Below are 17,523 nucleotides of genomic sequence, written 5' to 3'. Positions count from 1 at the left end.
ATAAAGCCGGCAAACTCACCATTTTGGGAAAAGAGGAATCGAGATGTCAAATATCGTAAAAGTGATTGGTCGCGAAATTATGGATTCGCGTGGTAACCCAACTGTAGAAGCTGATGTTCATTTAGCTGACGGTTCTTGGGGACGCGCTGCAGCACCTTCAGGTGCATCAACAGGTACTCGCGAAGCACTTGAATTACGTGATGGTGATAAAGCACGTTACTTAGGTAAAGGTGTTTTAAAAGCGGTTGGTTTTATCAATAATGAAATCTCTGCTGCTTTAGAAGGTCAAAACGCATTAGAACAACAGACTGTTGACCAAGTAATGCTAGATTTAGACGGCACTGAGAATAAAGAAAAATTAGGTGCTAATGCAATTCTAGCAGTATCACTTGCTACAGCAAAAGCTGCTGCTCAATCTAAAAAAGTAGAGCTTTATGAGCACATTGCTGATCTAAACGGCACGCCTGGTGTGTACTCTATGCCATTACCAATGATGAACATCATCAATGGTGGTGAGCATGCTGACAACTCAGTAGATATTCAAGAGTTTATGGTTCAACCTGTTGGCGCGGCTAACTTCCGTGAAGCACTACGCATGGGTGCTGAAGTATTCCACAGCCTTGCAAAAGTACTTAAATCAGAAGGTCACTCAACTTCTGTAGGTGACGAAGGTGGTTTTGCACCTAACCTTGCTTCAAATGAAGCCGCCCTTGCTGCGATAAAAGTCGCTGTAGCAAACGCAGGTTACGAGCTAGGTAAAGACATTACATTAGCCTTAGACTGTGCTGCCTCTGAGTTCTACGACAAAGAAGCAAATATCTATGACCTGAAAGGCGAAGGTAAAAAATTCACATCAGAAGAATTTAACCACTTCTTAAAAGATCTTACTGAGCAATACCCAATTGTATCAATTGAAGATGGTCTAGATGAGTCTGATTGGGACGGCTTTGCACACCAAACACAATTAATTGGTGACAAAGTTCAGTTAGTTGGTGATGACTTGTTCGTTACAAACACTAAAATCTTAAAGCGTGGTATTGATAACGGTATTGCTAACTCTATCTTAATCAAATTTAACCAAATTGGTTCACTAACTGAAACGTTAGCAGCAATCAAAATGGCTAAAGATGCTGGCTTTACAGTGGTTATCTCTCATCGTTCTGGTGAAACAGAAGACGCCACTATCGCTGATTTAGCAGTAGGTACCGCAGCGGGTCAAATTAAAACGGGTTCACTGAGCCGTTCTGACCGTGTTGCTAAGTACAACCAATTGCTTCGCATTGAAGAGCAATTAGGCGCTAAAGCACCGTACAACGGCCTTAAAGAAGTTAAAGGTCAGTAATGCTTTAGCATCTGATTTAAACTTTTAAAAAATCCTCGCGCATGCGGGGATTTTTTGTTTTTAGCTCTGATTGTGCATCGCACTTTTTATTTTTATAGCTGAAACTGCCGCCTTAGTATCTCGCCAGTAAAGTTGGTTTTTAAATAAAAGCCACGGGGCAGGGTTTTTATCAATTTACCATTAGGGCCAATTGCGTCGGTCACGATCCGACTATTGGCTGCTTTGGGCCTTATTTGCATTACATCGCCTAAATGCCCTGATATTTCATCGACGCGACCTAATGCGATAAGCTCCATCTGTTCTTCCCAATCTCGTTGTAATTGTGCATCTTGCTGGGCACTTGGTTGCCACAGAAAACCGCTACCTATTACTCTATCAAATGGAATAACATCGCGTTCACCTAAGATAGGCAGCCATAAAACATGGTTTAGTTTTTGGCGCACATGACTTTGTTGCCAAGTCATTCCTGTAACATTGAGTAAAGGAGTGACGGATACAAACGTGGTTTCAAGGGGTTTACCTTTAAAAGAAATCGGCAGTGTTTTTAGTTCTACCCCTAACTCTTCAAAATCAGGTGTCGGCTTCGAACCGGCCGTTGCACCCAAAACATATTCAATCAGTTGACCTGTCCAGCCCTTTTCTCGTAATAAATCATCTGGAGTTTTAAATTGATACTGTTGTGCTAATTGGCCTAATGTCATGCCTGCGATGTTATTTACACGTTGCATTAATTCATTGATTGATTGAGGTTTTACAGCTCGCATAAGAGAAATATTCTATTGTTTCAATTCACATAACATGATAGCAAAATTGATTGTGAGTGGATATCTATGTGTTTGGGTGTTTTTTACCCAAGCCTTGGTGGGTAACTTTTTTACAGTTTCGACGCTAGATGTTTTCTTCTTAAGTTTATGATTATTATGTTTTTTGTATAATTTATTAGATTCAAATGCAGTGCGTATCAAAAGCTAACGAGGATAAATACAGATATATGAACAATGTTATCCACAGAATCTGTGGAAAAAGCATTTTATTAGATCGCCTATTGTGGATTTGTTTGCAAAACAACCTGTATAAACTAAAGTTATGCACAAGCTGTGAGTAAGGTGAGCAAAATAGCTGAAGTATTACCCATATTTATTAGAAATAACGTAGCACTTGGATGTTCGGTTAATAATTGCACTTCATTGGCCCTTAAATCTATACCTGTAGTGTGCTTGGTTATAATAGTGTTTGCCGTATTGCAGCTAATGTGGAACAATCATTAAAAATCGACTTACAAATGAGGCACTAAGGTGATTGATGCCGAAGGTTTTCGTGCCAATGTCGGAATTGTAATTTGCAATAATCAGGGACAAGTTTTTTGGGCTCGACGCTATGGTCAGCATTCGTGGCAGTTTCCGCAAGGTGGTGTTGACAGTGGCGAAAGCGCAGAACAAACAATGTACCGTGAATTACACGAAGAAGTAGGCTTGCGCCCAGAAGATGTAGAAATTGTTGCAAGTTCTAAACATTGGTTACGCTATAAATTACCCAAACGTTTAATCCGCCGCGATTCAAGTCCGGTGTGTATTGGGCAAAAACAAAAATGGTTTTTACTGAAACTTCGTTGTAAAGATGAAGAAGTAGACTTACTTAAAACACATCACCCGGAGTTCGACGATTGGCGCTGGGTAAGTTATTGGTATCCGGTTAGGCAAGTTGTATCGTTTAAACGCGATGTATATCGTCGCGTCATGAAAGAGTTTGCACCATTTGCGATGCCTTTTAATAAGCGTGAACAATCAAAAGATTCATGGCGACACAAAGGTAGATAAGGAAAGCTATGCTGGCAACACTTAGGGCTATTGCAGAGTCTGTTTCGCAACAGGCGTGTTTAGACAGTGCATTAGCGTGTTTTGTAAACATGGTCAAAGACGCCATGCAAACTGAGTGTTGCTCAATTTACTTTGCAGATTACAGCCAAGACAATTTTGTATTAATGGCAACACAGGGATTAAATCCCACAGCTGTTGGTACGTTTAGGATTGGTTTTACTGAAGGCCTTGTTGGTTTAGTTGCACAGCGAGAAGAACCCATAAACATTGCCTATGCAAAATCACACCCGCGCTTTAAATCCTCCCCAGAAGTAAACGAAGAAAGCTATAATGCTTTTTTATCGGTTCCTGTTGTTCATCAAAAAAAAGTGTTGGGTGTAATCGTTGTTCAGCAAAAAGTTGCGCGTGTATTTAGCCAAGATGAAGAGTCATTTTTAATCACATTATCTGCTCAGCTAGCGTCTCAGCTTGCACATGCAGAAATAAAAGAAGTGTTGCGTCAAGATGAGTCATCTCATCAAACCTCAGTACTAAAAGGTGTGTCGAGCGCCCCTGGGATTGCGATAGGCCAAGCGTTTGTTGTCATCCCCAAACTTGATTTTACATCTATTGAGCTGAAAAAGGATGCTAATCAGGCACTGCAACAACGCTTGTTTAGCCAAGCCGTTTCAGCAACTCGACACGAATTTAATACTCTATCAATGACACTTAGTGACTCGATACCCAAAGAGGCTTTGGCTGTATTTGATGTATACCAGCAGCTGCTTGATGCAAAGAGTTTAGGGCAAAATGTTGAAACGCAATTGCAACAAGGTTGGTGCGCTAAAAGCTCACTTAAAATTGTAATTGAAAAATTAATTGCACAGTTCAATGCAATGCAAGACCCCTACATTAAAGAGCGTGCTGTTGATGTAAAAGATATTGGTTTACGAGTGCTTCACCACTTGGTCAAGACCGAACATGCGGTCAAGCCTTATCCAAAAGACACCGTTCTCATTGCAAATACCGTAACACCCGCCATGTTAGCGGAAGTGCCAAAGGGGCACTTAGTGGGTGTAGTTAGTGTGAATGGCTCAGCAAACAGCCATGCCTCAATTTTGACTCGGGCTATGGGGATCCCAGCAATTTGGGGTATAGAAGACGTTCCTTTACTGCAATTCGATGGTAAAAAAATGATATTAGACGCTTACTCAGGGCGTTTATATATTTCCCCTTCGCAAATCTTGCAAGATGAATATCTACAACTGAAATACCAAGAAACAATCCTCAATGATAAGTTTATTGCTGAGCAAGCTTGCGAAGCTGTTACCTTAGATGGGCAGCAAATTAGTTTGTTACTTAATGCAGGTTTGGACCTTAATACCGAAAGTGTCAGCACAGTGCTTTGCGATGGCGTAGGTTTATACCGTACAGAAGCATGGTTTATGCAAAAAGGTCAATTTCCTTCACAGGTAGATCAAGAAAACTGGTATCGACAGGTATTGGAAAGTTATCATCCTTCGCCAGTTGTAATGCGCACGTTGGACATTGGTGGTGATAAGGTTTTAGATTACTTTGATATTACAGAAGACAACCCATTTTTAGGTTGGCGAGGGATTCGCGTCACGCTAGATCATCCAGAATTATTTTTAGATCAATTAAAAGCGATGATTAAAGCAAATATGGGCCTGGGCAATCTAAAAATTATGCTACCAATGATTAGCGGCACAGAAGAAGTGGATGAATCACTGGCTTTATTATCGCAAGCATATTTTGAGTTAGAAGAGCTGCACCCAGATAAAGTAATTGAGCGCCCTGAAGTAGGCGTAATGCTAGAAGTACCCTCAAGTGTGTTCATGCTACCTGAATGGTCTAAAAAAGTTGATTTTTGCTCGGTGGGCAGTAACGACTTAACGCAATACTTACTGGCAGTTGATCGTTCAAATGCGCGGGTCGCAGATTTATTCAACCCATATCACCCTGGCGTTTTACGTGTGCTACAAAAAGTAGCCCAAGAGTGCCAACACTACGACTTATCTTTAAGTTTATGTGGCGAGCTTGGCGGCGACCCAGAAGGCGCAATTTTACTAATTGCGATGGGATATAGACAACTTAGTATGAATCACTTTTCTATCAGTAAAGTAAAGTGGGTACTCAGACGCTTAAAAATGAGTGATATGGAAGTATTATTGGCCGAGTGTTTAGCCCAATCTACTGCAAAACAAGTATTGCGTTTAACACGCAATTTTATGATTGAACACAAACTAGGTAAGCTTTTTTATACCCCAAGCCATGGTTGATAAAACGGTTAATTTAAGCTGTGATCCTAAGATATAATGGATTAGTATATGCATATAACAATTTATTTATAAGAGCGTGCTATGCATGATTTAGTTATATTGATCGCAAGCTGTGCAGTACTAGGTAGTATTGTCGGGTTTTTAGCAGGTTTACTTGGCATAGGCGGTGGCTTGATCATCGTGCCCGTGCTCAGTAGTTTACTGGTAAAGTTTGATGTAGCAGATGCAGATCACGTGCTTGTTATTGCAATTGCCACTTCTTTGGCCTCAATCTTATTTACGTCGACATCCTCAGCTTTAGCACACCATAAAAATAATAATGTACCGTGGGAAATAGCACCTTGGGTTATGAGCGGTGTTGGGGTAGGCGCTTTGTTAAGTGGCTTTGCAGCGAGTTTTATTCCAGAACAATTATTACGGGCAGTATTTGCAACGAGTGTCGTATTTATTGCTGCTCGTATGGTGCTATCAACACGTAAGCAAGCACCCAGTGTTAAAGCGATGCCTAAAGGTCCCGTTATTGGTGCTTTTAGCGCGATAATGGGCGGTTTGTCAGGCTTAATTGGTATTGGTGGTGGCGCGTTAATTGTACCCTTGCTGAATTATTTTTCAGTTGATATTAAAAAAGCAATCGGCTGTGCTGCCGCGTGTGGTATTGTTATTGCTTTGTTTGGTTCGGTTGGCTATATATCGGCTGGCTGGAAGGTGACTGACTTAGCACATGGCTTTGTTGGATTTGTATATTTACCCGCATTGTTAGGGATTGTTATAACCTCTTGGTTTATGGCGCCTATTGGTGCAAAAGCGACTCATTATTTACCCGTTGCAACGATAAAGAAAGCGTTTGCAGTATTATTGGTTATCATCGCACTTCAAATGGTGTTTAGTTAAGGTTTAATTTTTATGGCTCTAGAATTTCCACAAATAGATCCGGTTATATTTTCGGTCGGTCCACTAAGCGTACGTTGGTACGGGTTAATGTATTTAATAGGGTTTGCTTTTGCCATGTGGTGGGCAAATCGCCAAGCAGCTAAACCCAACTCAGGTTGGTCAAAAGACGAAGTCAGCGACTTACTTTTTTATGGCATGCTGGGGGTGATATTAGGTGGGCGCGTAGGGTATGTGCTGTTTTATCAGTTTAGCTACTTTTTAGAAAACCCATTTTATTTATTTAGAATAGATCAAGGCGGCATGTCATTTCATGGCGGTACATTAGGTGTTATCACCGCAATTTGTATTTTCGCATGGACTCGTAAAAAGCAACTTCTCGCTGTAGGTGATTTTGTGGCACCGCTTGTACCGGTAGGCTTATTAGCTGGGCGTATTGGTAACTTTATAAACGGTGAACTGTGGGGGCGAACCACTGACGTACCTTGGGCTGTTGTATTCCCGTCAGGTGGACCACTTGCCCGTCACCCCTCGCAACTTTATGAGGCATTTTTTGAAGGCTTAGTGCTGTTTATTATTTTATATGTATTCACTAAAAAGCCGCGTCCAGCGGGCAGTGTGGGCGGCTTATTTTTATTAGGTTACGGTGTATTCCGTTTTGCCATCGAATACTTTAGAGAGCCAGATGCACATTTAGGCTTGTTTGGCGGTTTTATCTCAATGGGACAAATTTTATCGTTACCGATGGTTATTGGTGGCTTAGGTTTGATAATATGGGCGTACAAAAAGCCGCAACCGTCAGCTGCTAGTAAAGCTTAAAAAGAGCGAATAATGAAACAATATTTAGAGTTATGTCAGCGCATTGTTGATGAAGGAGTTTGGGTTGAAAATAAACGTACAGGAACACGTTGTTTAACCGTAATAAATGCAGATCTTGAGTACGATGTAGCTAACAATAAGTTCCCAATGATCACAACCCGCAAAAGCTACTATAAAGCGGCAATTGCTGAGCTGCTAGGTTACCTTCGCGGTTACAGCAGTGCAGCACAGTTTCGTGAAATTGGTTGTATGACGTGGGATGCCAATGCCAATGAAAATCAAGCATGGCTTAATAACCCTAATCGACAAGGTGAAGACGACATGGGGCGGGTATACGGCGTTCAAGGTCGACACTGGCAACGCCCCGATGGTACACCGTTAGATCAGCTTAAAAAAGTAATTGATAACCTAACAAATGGGGTCGATGACAGAGGTGAAATTATCACGTTTTACAACCCTGGTGAGTTTGACCTAGGTTGCTTACGCCCATGTATGCACACTCATACATTCTCACTGTTAGGCGATACGTTATCTTTAACATCATACCAACGCAGTTGTGACGTACCGCTTGGTTTGAATTTCAATCAAATACAGTGTTTTGTATTGCTTGCTTTAGTGGCGCAAATTACCGGCCACAAACCGGGTAAGGCATACCATAAAATTGTAAATGCGCATATTTATGAAAACCAACTAGAATTAATGCGTGATGTTCAATTAAAGCGTGAGCCATTTGAGTCACCTCAGTTGCGTATCAATCCTGCAATTAAAACATTAGAAGACATTGAAACATGGGTCACAAGAGATGACTTTGAAGTCATAGGCTACCAATGCCATGACGCGATTAAATACCCTTTTTCAGTGTAGGACAAATAATACCCATTTAAGGAGAATCAAATGAAAGCTGTTATACCAGTTGCGGGCCTAGGAACGAGAATGTTACCCGCAACCAAAGCAATACCGAAAGAAATGCTGCCAGTTGTAGATCGACCATTAATTCAGTATGTGGTTAGCGAAGCCATTGCTGCAGGTATCAAAGAAATCGTATTAGTTACTCACTCTAGTAAGAACTCAATAGAAAACCACTTTGATACCAGTTTTGAATTAGAAGCCACGCTTGAAAAGCGGGTAAAGCGGCAATTATTGGCCGAGGTGCAATCGATTTGCCCGAAAGACGTAACCATCATTCATGTTCGCCAAGGTGAAGCAAAAGGCTTAGGCCATGCGATTAACTGCGCAGCACCGATTATTGGTGACGAGCCATTTGTGGTTATTTTGCCAGATGTGATTATTGACGATCATGAAAGCAATCTCAAAAAAGACAATTTAGCTGAAATGATCACTCATTTTGAGCAAACGGGTGAAAGCCAAATTATGGTTGAGCCAGTGCCTATGCAAGATGTTGATAAGTTTGGTGTTGTTGATATTGGTGACGAAAATATAACACAAGGCCAAAGCGCTGCTATTGCTAACATGGTTGAAAAGCCACCGGTTGAAACTGCACCATCAAACCTTGCGGTGGTTGGACGCTATGTTTTAAGTAAAAATATTTGGCCATTACTCGCAAAAACGCCTGCTGGTGCAGGTGATGAAATCCAATTAACCGACGCCATTGCCATGTTAATGGAAAAAGAGCCTGTGGCAGCTTACGCCATCAAAGGGCGCAGTCATGATTGTGGCAGTAAATTAGGCTACTTAAAAGCAACTATCGAATTTGCCCTACGCAGAGATGAGTTTAAAACTGATTTATCACAGTTTATTAAAGGCTTAGTAAAATAGGCAATAAACCAGTGAATTATAAAAAAGTGCCTAAATGGCACTTTTTTATTTTATAAACATAACGATTAAACATAAGCTGGCATTTACTTTGCTTAATTACCGTATTACTTTTTAACTAAAGCGCAAAAAATGCATATTACACTTCGAATTTGGCTTACTTTGATGTTAGCAGTGATGATGGCTGGTTGCGCCATGAATGAAAGTCACGAGGTTGATGATTCATCATCACTTATCTCTGATCAGCAAGTTAAAGAATATGTTGCACAGTGGCAGCAACAACAAGGCAGTATTAATCGACTTGCAAGTATGGAAAATGATCTAAAACTTCTGATTATGGCGTTGTCGTCAAACTCTCAATTAGCACAAGGTCCGTCAGAACTTCGTTCAGAGCGGGTGGATGTGCTCCATGGTAATCAGGCCACTCAAACGGATAAAAGTAATGTGGTTGGTGAATCTATATACCAAACAAAGTCGGATTCCCTTGCAGGTGCACAGCTAGGACTTTATTTGAGACCAGAGCTGGTTAAGTTGCAAATAGTGAGATTACACCGAGAATACCCTCATGCGTTTAAGCAGCTCGACTTTTTAATGACTCAGCGAGAGAACAAAGGCGTTACGCTTTATGGCTTACGCGTAGGCCCTTTTCAAGATTATACAGAAGCTAATACTTTTTGCTTAATTGCAAAAAATATGGGACAAAAGTGTTTAAGTGCGCCATTTGTCGGCCAACCTATATGAATAAAGTACGCTTTATCTTTTGTTTCAGTAATTAAGCGTAAAGTATTTGTCCTAACTGTCGATAATAATTATGATAGGGACAACATAGGGTAATGTCCCGTCTTTTATAAGGATTTAGTATGAAATTATCTTCTACTTTACTAGCAGTAGCCGTCGCTGCAAGTTCTTTTGGTGTTTATGCTACAAGCGAGAGTTTTAGTGCAACGGTTAAAGTACAAAATACAGTTGTTTTGACCAAAGGTAATGATTTAGATTTTGGTATTATTCGTGCGGTTGCAGATCCAACAGGCGCTAACCAAGCAACCTTAGTTATTGATCCAGATCCAGATGCAAGTCCTGTATCGTCAAGAACTGATAACTCACCCGCTATTATTTCTATCATAGGGCAAGGTTCACCCGCTTCTTTTACTGTATCAGATGTCGTACCTAATGCTCGCCTAACAATCACAGATCCAACAGCGACAGTACTCGATTCTGATGGTCAGGGTTTAAATGAGCCAAACTTCACTGTTGGCAGTTGGACATATTTTATTACCAGTGGTCCAAATGCTAACACACCTTATACATCAGGAAACCCAAACTTAACAGCTGATGCAGATGGGAGTGTTGAGTTTAATATTGGTGCAACTCTCTCTACCGCTGGGATTGCTTCTAGTGAAGCATACCGCGATACTGATTACACTGGTAACTTCCAGATTGAAGTTGCTTATTAATTTAGGCCGCTGAGTTTATTATGCGCTTTTGCACTATATTGAGCTTGTATTTAGCGTTATGCCCGCTATTAGTTAAATCGGCCAGTATAGAGCAGCAAGCGCTTGATTTTGGCACTTTAGTTGTTTTACAAAGTGAACAGTTCGGCTCTGTAATAATTAAAGATGACGGCACTATAAATACCTCCGGTGATATTTATATTATTAGAGAGGGTCATCCAGCAGAGCTTATATTAACGGGTATTCCAACAGGCACCCGTGTAACAATGAATTTAGTCGCGCCTGTTACCCTTCAACACGATACGCAAGGCAGCAGTAGCGCCGATTTTAAAGTGAGTTTAAATGGCTTTCCAAAGTACGGATTTGGCGATGAATTCGGCGAAGTTCGTGTACTGATTGGTGGCAAGCTTGAAATAAACACAAGCACTAAACAATTTTCAGATGGTAACTATTCATCTTCTACAAATCTTGAAATTTCCGTGGACTACTAAGGATTAAAATGTTCAACAAGTTAACGTTTATGTTGGTTTTCAGTTTTTTATTTTTAAGTCAAAGCGCAATTGCAGACCTGCTAATTTCTCCAACCCGTATTAGTTTTGATGAACGCCAGCGTACCGCTAAAGTAAGCGTAATTAATACAAGTAAAGAATATAAAACATACCGAGTAATTTGGAGTGAAAAGCAATCTACACCAACTGGCGGCTATGTAACTCTGCCTGAAGCGACTGACACAAGTTTAAGCCCAATGACAAGGCTATCGCCAAAGCAAATGAGGTTAGCCCCCGGTGAAAAGCAAACTGTTAAAGTTGCACTTAGAAAGCCTAAAGGTTTGGCTCCTGGCGAGTACCGTTCTCACTTACTGTTTCAAGCGTTACCTAACGAAAACACCAAAATTAATAGCTCGATAAAAATTAATATGATCATGAGTTACAGTATTCCTGTGGTTCTGCGTGAAAGTGCAGAAGTACCCGAGGTAACTATTGAGCATGCAAAAGTTATTAAAAACCCAGATAATCAGCGCATGCAGTTTAAATTAAAAGTTAACCGCAATACTGGGTTTAGTAGTTATGGAAAGTTAAGCGCATACTTTAAAAGCGATACAAATAGTTCTGCAGAGAAAGTAGCTGAGATTGGTAATTTAAGTATTTATTCAGATGTAGACAGTGCCGATGTCACCCTAAGTTTGTTTAGCGATAAAGCCATTACACAACCAGGTGTTGTAGAATTTAAATACACAGGGGCAGATGAATACGCAGATGTGACCTTTGCTGAGCATACATTGCCTATAACAACTAACATGTTGCTATTATAAGCGTGAATGAAAGCACATAATAAGGTAAGTAGATCATTACTTTGGCTATCTCTATGCCTAAGTATTAGCGTATCGAGTAAAACGGCGTCAACAGCGAATGATGCGCTCGATACGCTGCAACTAATTCAAAGCAAACTTGCAACAGCTAACCTTCAAGTCACACCTCAAACACCGGTTTTAGTTGAGCCGCAGCAGCGAATTGCAACCGGTGAGTTTTTACTGTTTTCACTTTATTTAAATGGCCATTACTTGGGTGAGGTTTTTGCGCTCAAAAGTGAAAAAAACGTGCAGTTGGGTTTATCAGGGTTTGCAGATATCCTTCAATTTGCAATAGAAATAGATTTACCAACAAGCTCAGCAAAAGGCTGGTACGCCAATCAACGAACATTTGAATTGTCTGATAACACATTAATTACAGATCATGGTGTTTTGCAGCTAGCTGATACCGATATCAGTATTGATGATGATATTTACATTGAAATTGACGTTTTAAACTATGCATTTGGTATTGCCTTTAATGTCGATTATGCTGATTTGGAAGTATACCTAAGCACAGATGAACCACTCCCGATCGAGCTTCAGCGTCAGCGCAAGGGGAGAACTCTTAATCCAACAAAGCAAAAGTCACAACCGACACTGCCTTGGAAAGCCAGTCCTTATCAAGCTATTTCAGCGCCCGTGGCTGACTTGCAATTAAATTACAGTGCCGATAAAAACCAAAATAGAACCCGATATTCATTATTAGGCGCACAAGATTTTGCCTATTTATCAGCAGAGTACTTTTTATCTGGTCGCGAAGGTGATTTATTAACAGACTCACGTTTAACTTTTACTAGGCAAGATTCACAAAGTAACTTACTCGGTGTTTTAGGCGCTAGTGAAGTTGAATTTGGCGACGTTATCGCAACTCAAGTAGGGAGTCGTTATAACAGCCAGTATGGACGTGGGGTTAAGTTTTCTAATCGTGATCTTAACCAGCAATTTGATAACAATCGTATTAATTTAAGTGGCGCCATTCAGTTAGGGTGGGATGCTGAGCTTTATCGCAACGGAGTATTAATTGCGCAGCAACTAAGTTTAGCCGATGGGCGTTATGTTTTTGAAAATGTAGATTTATATTATGGCGAAAATAATTTTGAGTTGATATTTTATGGCCCTCAAGGACAAGTTGAGCGTAAAACTGAATACTATTTTGTTGATGGTAATCAACTAGATAAAGGTGAAGGGTTTTACGAGCTGTCTGTGTCAGAGCAAGGAAAACAGTTACTCGGTAACAGCAACTTTAATAATACAGGTTGGCAAGTTGCTGGGCGGTTTGAGCAAGGAATTACTGATAACGTCTCTATTTATACAGCTGCATTGGGGCAAAAAAGAGCAGATGACGACTTGCAACACGTTGCCATTGGTACAAACCTAAGCGTGTTTAATCGGCTCTTATTGAACCTAGATTACGAGCAAAACAACCAAAATGAAAAAGATCTTGAGTTAACAGCACGAAGCCAAGTTGCAGAACAATCTTTACTTTTTAGCGCTACTAACCGAACTGACGAAACAAATCAGGAATATGATAGCTACCAAATAAATATGGCTGGCGAATTAATGCAGAGCGATTTTGGCCGATTAAATTATCAGAACAATCTTCTTTATCAGCAATCGGATAGTCAGGGAATATATAAACAAGTACAAAACCGTTTAAATTATGCCTTCTCAGGCCTTTCACTAAGCAATCAGCTGCAATGGCAAGACACTAATAACCATGAATTTGTTGATGGCACATCGCGCTTACAAGGTCGCTTTGGCCGTATTTATAGCCGTTTTGGCATTGATTACACCTTATCGCCTGTAAGCGAAATTACCAGCTATGAAGCCGAGTTTAACCGTAGCATTAGCAGTCAGTTACAAGCCGAATTAACACTACGAGATTCGCGAATCAATGACCTGCAATCAGCAGATTTAGGCTTAACATGGCAAAGCGATAAGTTTAGTGTGACGAGTAACTTTAATTACGACAGTGAAGAAAATTGGCAGTTTGGTGTTTATAGTCGCTTTAGTTTAGGGATGGATGCGCAAAACAATAACTATTTTGTTTCAAAACAGAGCCTAACGACTACAGGTACATTAATGTTACGCGTTTTTATTGACGATAATAACAACGGTGTAATGGATGAGAACGAACAAGGGGTTGTTGGTGTAAAAGTAAAAGGGCTACAAAACTATCGCCAAGCGATTACAGATGAGCAGGGAATAGCCTTACTTACCTCAATGCCGGCAAACCGTACAACAGATATTGTGCTTGATAAAGACAGCTTCCCAGATCCATTTTTAGTACCAGCCCACGATGGCTTTTCAATCACTCCACGAGCAGGCTTTATTGAATATATGGATTACCCATTAAATAATGCGAGTGAAATTGAGGGAGTGGTTTATCAGCAAAAAGGCCAGCACAGTGAGGTTAAACCCTATGCAGATATAGTGTTATTGGACAAACAAGGCAAGCAAGTAGCACAAACACAAGCGGCCTACGATGGGTATTATTTATTTACAGATTTAAGGCCCGGTGAGTATAAAGCAGTGATAAGTCAAAATTATAAAAATAAAAAGTCGCTGAAAGAAACGCAAAACATTGCTGTAAATTTATCACCGCAAGGTGATGTCGTTATGGGTGTTGATTTTGTTTTGACCGAAAAAGTGAAGCATTCAGGGTATATTTCGCATGCTGGCAGTTTTTCATCTTTGGCGATGTTGAAAACGTATTTTCAATTAATTAAGCAGCACTTAGAGCCAAAAGCGCTCAGAGAGGCATTTTATCTAAAAGACAATGAGCGCTATATTTTAGCCTTTGGTTTCTCAATAATTGAAAATAATGATTTGCAAAACACGTGTGTAGCATTAAAAAGTAAAGGTTTAAAATGCACTGTTCAAGCTCAAAAAATATAACCTATTAGTAAAAAAGGATTTATCAATGGCGCCACATGGCACAGTAAAAAACACACTTATTATATTGCTGGTATGTTTAACCGCTTTTGGTTGCAGTACTACACATTCTAGTAACAACAGCCAAGCTACAAATGACGAACAGGTCTCTATTTCCGCAGCAGAGTTAGCGCAATTAAAGGCTTCAGCATCACAATGGCAACAAGCAAAACCAGGAATAGAACGGTTACTGCTAATTGAGCAAGATTTAAAACTTTTAATCTCACAGCTTAACGCGGTGGTGGAACAAAAAACGACTCAGCCAAATATACAGGCTACACCTGTTAAAAAGCCAAAACCAGCTGTTGAGTATCAGCCAACACCACAGCCATTATTTGCACTTCAAGTGGCATCAGTTACTGAGCGAATGAGGCTGAGTAAAACGGTCGAAGAACTAAAATTAAAAGCCCCTGAGTTATTTGCCGGGGAACTTATCGCAAATGTAGAACCGGTTAAGGTAAACGGCACGACCTATTACCGATTGAAACTTGGTGCATATCAGTATCAAAAAAACGCCAGTTTAGAGTGTGAAAAACTTAAACAACATAAAATAAACTGTTTAGTAAGCCATTATACAGCGCAGCCTTTTAAGTAGGCATAATTATTGCTTTGATACTGCTATGCTCATAGAGGATGGCAAATATGCGCCTGTTAATACTTTTATTGTCACTGAGTCTAACCGCTTGTAGTTTGACCAGTGAGCCCGTAAAAAAGACGAATACTCAAGTTGAAAAAGCGACTATGGCGTCTTTTACTGTGGATCAATACGTTCGCGATTTAAGCACGCAGCTTAGTCATAAAAATGGTTCATTTAAAAGCTCGTCACGTATTGCTATAACAAGCTTTTTTTTAGCTGACGCCCTAGAAACAGGCCTTGCGCAAGGACAAGGTCATGGTCTGAGCCAGCAAATTCAAGAAAGCCTAATCACGCAACTAACGCAGCTTGGCTATAATATAATTGAGTACCGTTTAGAAAATAATTTAAATTTGTCAGCATCGGCAGATAGCATGCTCAGCAGAGACATTGCAAAATTAAATCAACGCCAGAATATTGACTATGTCATCACTGGTACATTAACGCGGCAACAACATGCCTACATCATCAATGCACGCATGGTGAACGCACAAAGCAATGTCATCACCTCAGCAGCAAGTACTGAAATCCCCATAAATGTGATGTGGAGCGATGAAAAAATTCAGCAACGCGGTGGTTTTATTTACCGCAGTGAATATTAATTAGGAGCCCTTATGAAACGCTTATTACTAACCCTATGTTTACCGCTGGGCTTCGGTTGTTCGCAAATGATGAATGACACCAGCAGCGCAGAAAATAACACCACACCACAGCTTGCTATGGAGCGAAGTGTTGCTGAGCCTGGTCAGAATAGTGGCGTGTTCCAAAATAAAGCTGTAATGAATGACAGCAGTCAACTGGGCGTCGCTACACGCAAAAATATTAACCATTATGTTCGCGGTATCATGCAAGACATGGCTGAAAACCTGCAATATGTGAATACACGAACGCCATTAGCTGTATCGAGCTTTATTTATTTAGACGATGAATACAATGATGGAACGTTACTTGGCAATCAAATAGCCGAAAGCTTTATGCACGAACTGCACAGTTTTGGCGTACCCGTTATCGATTTTAAAACCACCGATTTCATGCGCGTTACACCAAACGGCGATTTTGTATTCAGCCGAGATTATTTAGAACTCAGCCCAGATCAAAACTTTAACTATGTATTAGCAGGCACCATGGTGAATCACCAAGGCGGCGTATTAATAAATGCACGTATAGTTGGGTTAACCAGCAAAGCTGTTGTTGGCTCTGCGCAGGGGTTTATACCTCAATCTGTGGTGGATGCATTAGATAGCAGTTATCGCACTGACGGTATTATGCTAAAACAAGCGAATGAGTGAGAGTAACTATGACTTATATAACTAAGTGTGCAGCCATATTAAGTGTTAGCTTAGCTGTCTCGTTTGTTGCAGGGTGCAGCATGGTAGAAACGCAATCGGTCGATAGTGCGCCAGAGCCCACCCCGAGTTATGATTTAAGTCAATTGATACATCAAGCACACATGCAACAAGAGCAACGCTATCAAAGCTCAACGCAGTTCGCACCGAGTAAACATAATAAAACGCTGGTTAATTATGTTGAACAAATGGCGTTAGACTTAGTCGATACCATGCAATTAGAGCAAGATATCTCGATTGCAGTGACTTCTTTTGTTGATTTAGATAACAGTCTGACTAAAAGCAGCCAGCTTGGTAACCAGCTCTCAGAAAGCTTTATTCACCAGCTACAACAATTTGGTTATGGCATTGTTGATTTTAAAACAACCGATCAAATTTTAGTGAACCAACGCGGAGACTTTGTGTTCTCACGGGAAGTAGATAACTTAGCAAACAAGCGTGTTGCAAGCCATGTGCTATCTGGCACTTTAATCTACCGCAGCAGTGGCGTAGAAGTTAATACGCGGATTATTGATGTGCAAAGTAAGCGGGTAGTGGCAAGTAGCCAAAAGCTATTACCTTATTACGTATTAAAAAACGACGATATTAACTTAACCTGAACTCTGGTTAAGAGATGTACTAAAGTATTGATATTAAATCATAAATATATTTATTAGTCTCCAGCCGGAGACTTTTAGCGATAACAAGGCGAATTTACGCGTCAATAGCTAGTCTATTGCAAGTAAATTCAACGCAGTTAGCGTTGAAAGTAGCCGCTGGAGATAGATTTATTATCCAGAATTCAGGTTAACTTACGCAGCGCACGCTTGAATTAATCGGTTTACGTTATTTAACAGCTTGATTAAAAACAGCTTAACCCGTTATACTTTCCTAGCACCTAGCACCTAGC

General features: G+C 40.4%; 17 protein-coding genes. 16 read left to right on the top strand and 1 reads right to left on the bottom strand.

Annotation, left to right across the window (positions count from 1 at the left end):
• Positions 1-43 precede the first annotated feature (43 nt).
• Positions 44-1,342 (top strand): phosphopyruvate hydratase, encoded by a 1,299-nt coding sequence (eno, locus tag CSC79_RS18185; RefSeq protein WP_099297274.1) that lies wholly within the window; start codon positions 44-46, stop codon positions 1,340-1,342.
• A gap of 92 nt (positions 1,343-1,434) precedes the next feature.
• On the opposite strand, the gene mutH is transcribed toward eno, so the two are convergent.
• A complete protein-coding gene (gene mutH / locus CSC79_RS18180) occupies positions 1,435-2,106 on the bottom strand; it encodes a DNA mismatch repair endonuclease MutH (protein ID WP_099297273.1) in 672 nt (223 codons plus the stop codon).
• Between the two features lie 531 nt (positions 2,107-2,637).
• On the opposite strand from mutH, the gene rppH reads away from it, so the two are divergent.
• The 15 genes from rppH to CSC79_RS18105 all read left to right on the top strand — a co-directional run bounded on the left by rppH (position 2,638) and on the right by CSC79_RS18105 (position 17,233).
• The gene (gene rppH, locus CSC79_RS18175; RefSeq protein WP_099297272.1) at positions 2,638-3,159 is read left to right on the top strand and encodes an RNA pyrophosphohydrolase; all 522 of its coding nucleotides are present in this window, start codon (positions 2,638-2,640) and stop codon (positions 3,157-3,159) included.
• An 8-nt stretch (positions 3,160-3,167) separates the two neighbouring features.
• Positions 3,168-5,438: a phosphoenolpyruvate--protein phosphotransferase gene (ptsP, locus tag CSC79_RS18170; protein WP_099297271.1), complete on the top strand. Its 2,271-nt coding sequence runs from the start codon at positions 3,168-3,170 to the stop codon at positions 5,436-5,438.
• 81 nt (positions 5,439-5,519) lie between these two features.
• On the top strand, positions 5,520-6,329 hold the full coding sequence (locus tag CSC79_RS18165; RefSeq protein WP_099297270.1) for a sulfite exporter TauE/SafE family protein: 810 nt from the start codon (positions 5,520-5,522) through the stop codon (positions 6,327-6,329).
• Positions 6,330-6,341: 12 nt separating this feature from the next.
• Positions 6,342-7,145, top strand: a complete 804-nt coding sequence (gene lgt, locus CSC79_RS18160) for a prolipoprotein diacylglyceryl transferase (RefSeq protein ID WP_099297268.1) — start codon at positions 6,342-6,344, stop codon at positions 7,143-7,145.
• 12 nt (positions 7,146-7,157) lie between these two features.
• A complete protein-coding gene (locus tag CSC79_RS18155; RefSeq protein ID WP_099297264.1) occupies positions 7,158-8,009 on the top strand; it encodes a thymidylate synthase in 852 nt (283 codons plus the stop codon).
• A gap of 30 nt (positions 8,010-8,039) precedes the next feature.
• The gene (gene galU, locus CSC79_RS18150) at positions 8,040-8,921 is read left to right on the top strand and encodes a UTP--glucose-1-phosphate uridylyltransferase GalU (protein ID WP_099297260.1); all 882 of its coding nucleotides are present in this window, start codon (positions 8,040-8,042) and stop codon (positions 8,919-8,921) included.
• A 129-nt stretch (positions 8,922-9,050) separates the two neighbouring features.
• Positions 9,051-9,659 (top strand): SPOR domain-containing protein, encoded by a 609-nt coding sequence (locus CSC79_RS18145; RefSeq protein WP_099297256.1) that lies wholly within the window; start codon positions 9,051-9,053, stop codon positions 9,657-9,659.
• Positions 9,660-9,778: 119 nt separating this feature from the next.
• Complete coding sequence (locus CSC79_RS18140) at positions 9,779-10,372, top strand: DUF4402 domain-containing protein (RefSeq protein ID WP_099297252.1); 594 nt, start codon at positions 9,779-9,781, stop codon at positions 10,370-10,372.
• A gap of 20 nt (positions 10,373-10,392) precedes the next feature.
• Positions 10,393-10,860: a DUF4402 domain-containing protein gene (locus CSC79_RS18135; RefSeq protein ID WP_099297248.1), complete on the top strand. Its 468-nt coding sequence runs from the start codon at positions 10,393-10,395 to the stop codon at positions 10,858-10,860.
• A gap of 8 nt (positions 10,861-10,868) precedes the next feature.
• Positions 10,869-11,681, top strand: a complete 813-nt coding sequence (locus CSC79_RS18130; protein WP_099297244.1) for a fimbria/pilus periplasmic chaperone — start codon at positions 10,869-10,871, stop codon at positions 11,679-11,681.
• 6 nt (positions 11,682-11,687) lie between these two features.
• Entirely contained in the window at positions 11,688-14,618 is a 2,931-nt protein-coding gene (locus tag CSC79_RS18125) for an MSCRAMM family adhesin SdrC (RefSeq protein WP_237114059.1), read from the top strand.
• A 25-nt stretch (positions 14,619-14,643) separates the two neighbouring features.
• Positions 14,644-15,249, top strand: coding sequence for an SPOR domain-containing protein (locus tag CSC79_RS18120; protein WP_099297239.1), 606 nt, complete (start codon positions 14,644-14,646; stop codon positions 15,247-15,249).
• Between the two features lie 47 nt (positions 15,250-15,296).
• Positions 15,297-15,890 carry a FlgO family outer membrane protein gene (locus CSC79_RS18115; protein WP_099297235.1) on the top strand — a complete coding sequence of 198 codons (594 nt, stop codon included), beginning with the start codon at positions 15,297-15,299 and terminating at the stop codon, positions 15,888-15,890.
• A gap of 12 nt (positions 15,891-15,902) precedes the next feature.
• Positions 15,903-16,577 (top strand): FlgO family outer membrane protein, encoded by a 675-nt coding sequence (locus CSC79_RS18110; RefSeq protein ID WP_099297232.1) that lies wholly within the window; start codon positions 15,903-15,905, stop codon positions 16,575-16,577.
• An 8-nt stretch (positions 16,578-16,585) separates the two neighbouring features.
• The gene (locus CSC79_RS18105; RefSeq protein ID WP_099297228.1) at positions 16,586-17,233 is read left to right on the top strand and encodes a FlgO family outer membrane protein; all 648 of its coding nucleotides are present in this window, start codon (positions 16,586-16,588) and stop codon (positions 17,231-17,233) included.
• Positions 17,234-17,523: the final 290 nt, after the last annotated feature.

It is taken from the genome of Pseudoalteromonas sp. 3D05 (assembly GCF_002723455.1).
In the GTDB taxonomy this organism is placed as follows: Bacteria; Pseudomonadota; Gammaproteobacteria; order Enterobacterales; family Alteromonadaceae; genus Pseudoalteromonas.
Note: the sequence above shows the minus strand (reverse complement) of the source record. Positions and strands in the feature narration are given on the sequence as shown.

What these genes read in the sequence shown, in the direction of transcription:
- eno (WP_099297274.1), top strand. Translation starts at nt 44, where the DNA reads ATGTCAAATATCGTAAAAGTGATTGGTCGCGAAATTATGGATTCGCGT.
- mutH (WP_099297273.1), bottom strand. Translation starts at nt 2,106, where the DNA reads ATGCGAGCTGTAAAACCTCAATCAATCAATGAATTAATGCAACGTGTA.
- ptsP (WP_099297271.1), top strand. Translation starts at nt 3,168, where the DNA reads ATGCTGGCAACACTTAGGGCTATTGCAGAGTCTGTTTCGCAACAGGCG.
- CSC79_RS18165 (WP_099297270.1), top strand. Translation starts at nt 5,520, where the DNA reads ATGCATGATTTAGTTATATTGATCGCAAGCTGTGCAGTACTAGGTAGT.
- lgt (WP_099297268.1), top strand. Translation starts at nt 6,342, where the DNA reads ATGGCTCTAGAATTTCCACAAATAGATCCGGTTATATTTTCGGTCGGT.
- CSC79_RS18155 (WP_099297264.1), top strand. Translation starts at nt 7,158, where the DNA reads ATGAAACAATATTTAGAGTTATGTCAGCGCATTGTTGATGAAGGAGTT.
- galU (WP_099297260.1), top strand. Translation starts at nt 8,040, where the DNA reads ATGAAAGCTGTTATACCAGTTGCGGGCCTAGGAACGAGAATGTTACCC.
- CSC79_RS18145 (WP_099297256.1), top strand. Translation starts at nt 9,051, where the DNA reads ATGCATATTACACTTCGAATTTGGCTTACTTTGATGTTAGCAGTGATG.
- CSC79_RS18140 (WP_099297252.1), top strand. Translation starts at nt 9,779, where the DNA reads ATGAAATTATCTTCTACTTTACTAGCAGTAGCCGTCGCTGCAAGTTCT.
- CSC79_RS18135 (WP_099297248.1), top strand. Translation starts at nt 10,393, where the DNA reads ATGCGCTTTTGCACTATATTGAGCTTGTATTTAGCGTTATGCCCGCTA.
- CSC79_RS18130 (WP_099297244.1), top strand. Translation starts at nt 10,869, where the DNA reads ATGTTCAACAAGTTAACGTTTATGTTGGTTTTCAGTTTTTTATTTTTA.
- CSC79_RS18125 (WP_237114059.1), top strand. Translation starts at nt 11,688, where the DNA reads ATGAAAGCACATAATAAGGTAAGTAGATCATTACTTTGGCTATCTCTA.
- CSC79_RS18120 (WP_099297239.1), top strand. Translation starts at nt 14,644, where the DNA reads ATGGCGCCACATGGCACAGTAAAAAACACACTTATTATATTGCTGGTA.
- CSC79_RS18115 (WP_099297235.1), top strand. Translation starts at nt 15,297, where the DNA reads ATGCGCCTGTTAATACTTTTATTGTCACTGAGTCTAACCGCTTGTAGT.
- CSC79_RS18110 (WP_099297232.1), top strand. Translation starts at nt 15,903, where the DNA reads ATGAAACGCTTATTACTAACCCTATGTTTACCGCTGGGCTTCGGTTGT.
- CSC79_RS18105 (WP_099297228.1), top strand. Translation starts at nt 16,586, where the DNA reads ATGACTTATATAACTAAGTGTGCAGCCATATTAAGTGTTAGCTTAGCT.